Here is a 4,830-nt window from a genome sequence, read left to right as displayed (position 1 = left end):
ATGCCGCACACCACGCTCAACCAAATGACGAGCAACCAGAGCACCCAAACCACCCGTACCACCAGTGACCAGAACCGTGCCCTCCGGATCCAGCCGCACCAACCCCGCAGCGACCCGCCCCGACCGCGAACCCGGCGCGCCAACCACCACGCCATCCACCGACCCCAGGACCGACCCGACACCCGCCGACTCACCAGCCGCCGGCACCGACGAAGCCGCCGAAACCCGCACCAACCGCGGCACCAACACCACACCCGACCGAACCGCTACCTCCGGCTCACCCGAGGCCACCACCACCGGCAACAACGACTCATCCGAACCATCCAGATCAACCAACACGATCCGGCCCGGGTTCTCCGCCTGCGCCGCACGCACCAAACCCCACACCGGCGCCACACCAAGATCAACCCGCTCATCAGGGCCCACCGCCACCGCACCCCGCGTCACCACCACCAACCGGGCAGCCCGCTCCTCGGCCAAAAACTCACGTAGCCGCCGCAACACCGACGCCGCCGACGCCCGAATCGCCGCCGGCACGTCGGCACCGCCGGTGGCCACGTGGAACACCGTCCACGGCGTCTCCGGGTCGTTAGTGGTGGACGAAGCGGGCAGCCAGCTCATCCGGAACAGGGTGTCCCGACGGCCCGTCAGCTGGTCGGCGGAGACCGGGCGCGACACCATCGAGCTCACCGTCACGGCCGGCGCGCCGGTGTCGTCGGTCGCCACGATGGCGCCGGTCGACCGGACGAGGCGCACGCGCAGCCGGGTCGCACCGGCGGCGTGCACGTTGACCCCGGACCACACGAACGGCAGCACCGTCGTTCCGTCGCCGGTCTCCCGGTCTGCGGCCAGCAAGGCGTGCATGGTCGCGTCGAGCAGGGCCGGGTGCACCCCGAACCGGGCGGCGTCGGCGATCGCCGACTCCGGCAGCTCGACCTCGGCGTACACCTCGTCGCCCTGCCGCCACACCGCGCGCAGGCCGCGGAAGACCGGGCCGTACGCGTATCCGCGGTCGAGCAGGGAGTCGTAGATACCGTCGATGGCGACAGCCGTCGCGCCGGCCGGAGGCCAGGCGGTCAGATCGGCCGTGCGCGCCGGTTCGGTGGTGCCGAGGAGGCCGGAGGCGTGCAGCACCCAGGTGCCACCGGCGTCGTGTTCCCCGCGGCTGTGCACGGTCACGGCCCGGGAACCCGACTCGTCCGGCGCGGCCACCGTCAGTCGCAGCTGGACCGCGCCGTGCTCGGGCAGAACGAGCGGCGCCTGCAGGGTCAGCTCCTCGACGACCGGGCAGCCCACCTCGTGGCCGGCCTGCAGCACCATCTCGAGCAGACCGGTGCCCGGCAGGAGCACCGTGCCCAGCACCTCGTGGTCGGCCAGCCACGGGTGGGTCGGCAGCGACAGCCGACCCGAGAAGAGGTAGGAGTCGCTGCCGGGCAGTTCTGACACCGCGGACAGCAGCGGGTGTGCGACGGCGCTCATTCCGGCGGCCGCCACGTCCCCGACGGCGGGCCCGGACTCGAGCCAGAACCGTTCCCGCTGGAACGCGTACGTCGGCAGTTCGATCGACCTGGCCGGTTCGCCGAGGTATGAAGCCCAGTCCACGGCGACGCCGCCGGCGTGCAGCCGGGCGAGCGCCTCGACGAATGCCTGCGCCTCGTCGCGCCCCTTGCGGGCGGTGGGGATCGCATCGGTCAGGCCGCTGAGGACCCCGTCGGGGCCGATCTCCACCGCGATGTCGACGTTCGCGGCGGCCACGTTGTCGGCGAAGCGAACCGCCTGCCGGACGTGCTCTACCCAGTAACCGGGATCGGTCGGATCACCGCTGACGGCCAGCTCGACGACCGGCTCCTGATAGCTCAACCCCTCGGCCACCTGCCGGAACTCCGCCAGCATCGGCTCCATCAACGGCGAATGGAACGCGTGACTGACCCGCAACCGGCGCATCCGCACCCCGGCCAACGCCGCCTCGATCCGGGCGATGCTGTCCTCGGCGCCGGAGACCACCACCGCCGACGGGCCGTTGACCGCCGCGATACCCACCCGCTCGTCGAGCAGCGGCACCACATCTGCCTCGGGGGCGGCGACCGCGAGCATGGCCCCACCCGCCGGCAACGCCTGCATCAGCCGCGCCCGGGCGGCGATAAGCGTGCACGCATCGTCGAGGGAGAAGACCCCCGCGACGTGGGCGGCCGCGATCTCCCCGATGGAGTGCCCGACCAGGACGTCCGGCTCGACCCCGAACGAGGTGAGCAGTCGGTGGAGAGCCACTTCGAACGCGAACAGCGCGGGCTGGGTCATCCCGGTCTCGTTCAGCTCGGCGCCGGAGTCGGCGAACATGACGTCGCGTACCGGGTGCGGCAGCAGGGGATCCAGCACCCGCGCGATCTCGTCGAGCGCCTCGGCGAACACCGGGAACGCGGCCGCGAGGGAACGTCCCATGCCGGCGCGCTGACTGCCCTGGCCGGCGAAGAGGAACCCGACCCGGCCACCGTCACCGGCGCCCGTGACCACTCCGCCGGAGGGCTCGCCGGCCGCGAGGGCGGTGAGGGCGGCCCGCAGCTCGTCCCGCGAGGTGCCGAAGACCACCGCGCGCTCGGCGAGCCGGGCCCGCGTCAGCAGCGCGGCGCCCACCGTGGCGGAATCCGCATCGTCGTCCACGTGCGCCAGCAGCTTGGCCGCCTGGCCGCGCAGTCCGGCCTCGGAGCGCGCGGACAGCAGCCACGGGACGACCGGCAGCTCACGGCGTACGGCATCGGTGGTTCCGGTCTCGCCCTGCTCGATGATCACGTGCGCGTTGGTGCCGGAGATGCCGAACGACGACACACCTGCCCGGCGCGGCCGGCCGTCGCCGGTCCACTCCTGCTCCCGGGTGAGAAGCTCGACGCCGCCCGCCGACCAGTCGACGTGCCGGGACGGCTCGTCGACGTGCAGCGTCCTGGGCAGCACGCCGTGGCGCATGGCCATGACCATCTTGATCACACCCGCGACACCGGCGGCGGCCTGGGTGTGCCCGAAGTTCGACTTGATCGAGCCCAGCAACAACGGCCGTTCCCGGTCCTGACCGTAGGTCGCGATCAGGGCCTGCGCCTCGATCGGATCACCCAGCGTCGTGCCCGTTCCGTGCGCCTCGACAACGTCGACGTCTGAGGTGGACAGACCCGCGTTGGCCAGCGCTTGCCGGATCACCCGCTGCTGCGAGGGCCCGTTCGGGGCGGTCAACCCGTTGGACGCGCCGTCCTGGTTGACCGCGGAACCCCGTACCACCGCAAGGATCTGGTGGTTGTTGCGCCGCGCGTCGGAGAGCCGCTCCACAAGCAGCACACCGACGCCCTCGGCCCAGCCGGTGCCGTCGGCCGAGTCCGCGAACGCCTTGCATCGGCCGTCCGGCGAGAGGCCGCGCTGCCGCGAGAAGTCGACGAACAGGGTGGGGCTGGCCAGCGTGGTCACGCCGCCGGCCAGCGCGAGATCGCATTCGCCGGAGCGCAGCGCCTGCGCCGCCATGTGCAGCGCGACCAGCGACGACGAGCAGGCGGTGTCGACCGTGATGGCCGGCCCTTCGAAGCCGAACGTGTACGCAACCCGGCCCGACGCCACCGCGCCCGAGTTGCCGGTGCCGATCATCCCCTCGATGTCGTCGGGGACCTCGGACAGCCGGGAGACGTAGTCGTGGTACATGACGCCGGCGAACACTCCGGTGCGGGAGCCGTGCAGCGACGTCGGGTCGATGCCCGCGCGCTCCACCGCCTCCCACGACGTCTCCAGCAGCAGCCGCTGCTGCGGGTCCATGCCGAGCGCCTCACGCGGCGAGAGCCCGAAGAAGGCCGGGTCGAAATTGGCCACGCCGGCGAGGAATCCGCCGCTGCGGGCGTACGACTTGCCGCGCGCCTCCGGGTCTGGGTCGTAGAGGCCGTCGAGGTCCCAGCCCCGGTCGGACGGGAAGTCCGAGATCGCGTCCACCCCGCCGGCGACCAGCCGCCACAGGTCCTCGGGCGTCTCCACCCCGCCGGGATAGCGACAAGCCATGCCCACGATCGCGATCGGCTCGTCGTTCGCCGCCACCGCCACGACGGCCTCGGCTGCCGCGCCGCCGCCGGTCAGCTCGGATTCGATGTGCCGGGCAACGGCCAACGCGTTCGGATAGTCGAACACCAACGTCGCCGGCAACCGCAAACCCGTCGCCGCGTTCAACTCATTACGCAACTCCACCGCGGTCAACGAATCAAACCCGAGCTCCTGAAACGCCCGGCCAGGTTCGACCGCCGCACCCGAGGCATGCCCGAGCACCCCCGCAACCCTCTCCCGCACCAACTCCAACACCTGCGGACCCGACAACGCCACAACCGAACCCGCCGCGACCGCCCGGACCGCCTGACGCGGCCGCCGCACCAGAGCACGCAACAACGCCGGAACATCAGAGCGACCACGCAACCCGGCAACATCCACCGCCAACGGCACCAACACCGGTTCACCACTCGACAGCCCCGCATCGAAACCGGCCAACCCGTCCGCCACCGACAACATCGGCAACCCCTGCCGGCGCATCCGCTGCACATCCGCCACACCAAGATGCTGCGACAAACCCGTATCGGCATCCCACAAACCAAACGCCAACGACGTCGCCACCAACCCCAACCCACGACGATAAGTCGCAAGCGCATCCAAAAAGACATTCGCCGCCGCATAAGTGCCCTGCCCCGCCGCCAAAACGAGACCACCAGCAGACGAGAACAACACAAACGCCGCCAAATCCAAATCCGCGGTCAACTCATGCAAATACCACGCCGCATCCGCCTTCGCCGCGAACACCCGATCAAAACGCTCCGGCGACAA

General features: G+C 71.1%; 1 protein-coding gene. It reads right to left on the bottom strand.

From position 1 onward, the window contains the following. Positions 1-4,830, bottom strand: a 4,830-nt coding sequence (locus AB0K10_RS33110; RefSeq protein WP_363690163.1) for a beta-ketoacyl synthase N-terminal-like domain-containing protein, incomplete at its 3' end; no start/stop codon positions are given.

This window comes from Micromonospora sp. NPDC049274, assembly GCF_040678875.1.
Taxonomy (GTDB): Bacteria; Actinomycetota; Actinomycetes; order Mycobacteriales; family Micromonosporaceae; genus Micromonospora.
The sequence above is the reverse complement of the archived record's forward strand: the minus strand, read 5'-3'. Positions and strand labels throughout refer to the sequence as shown.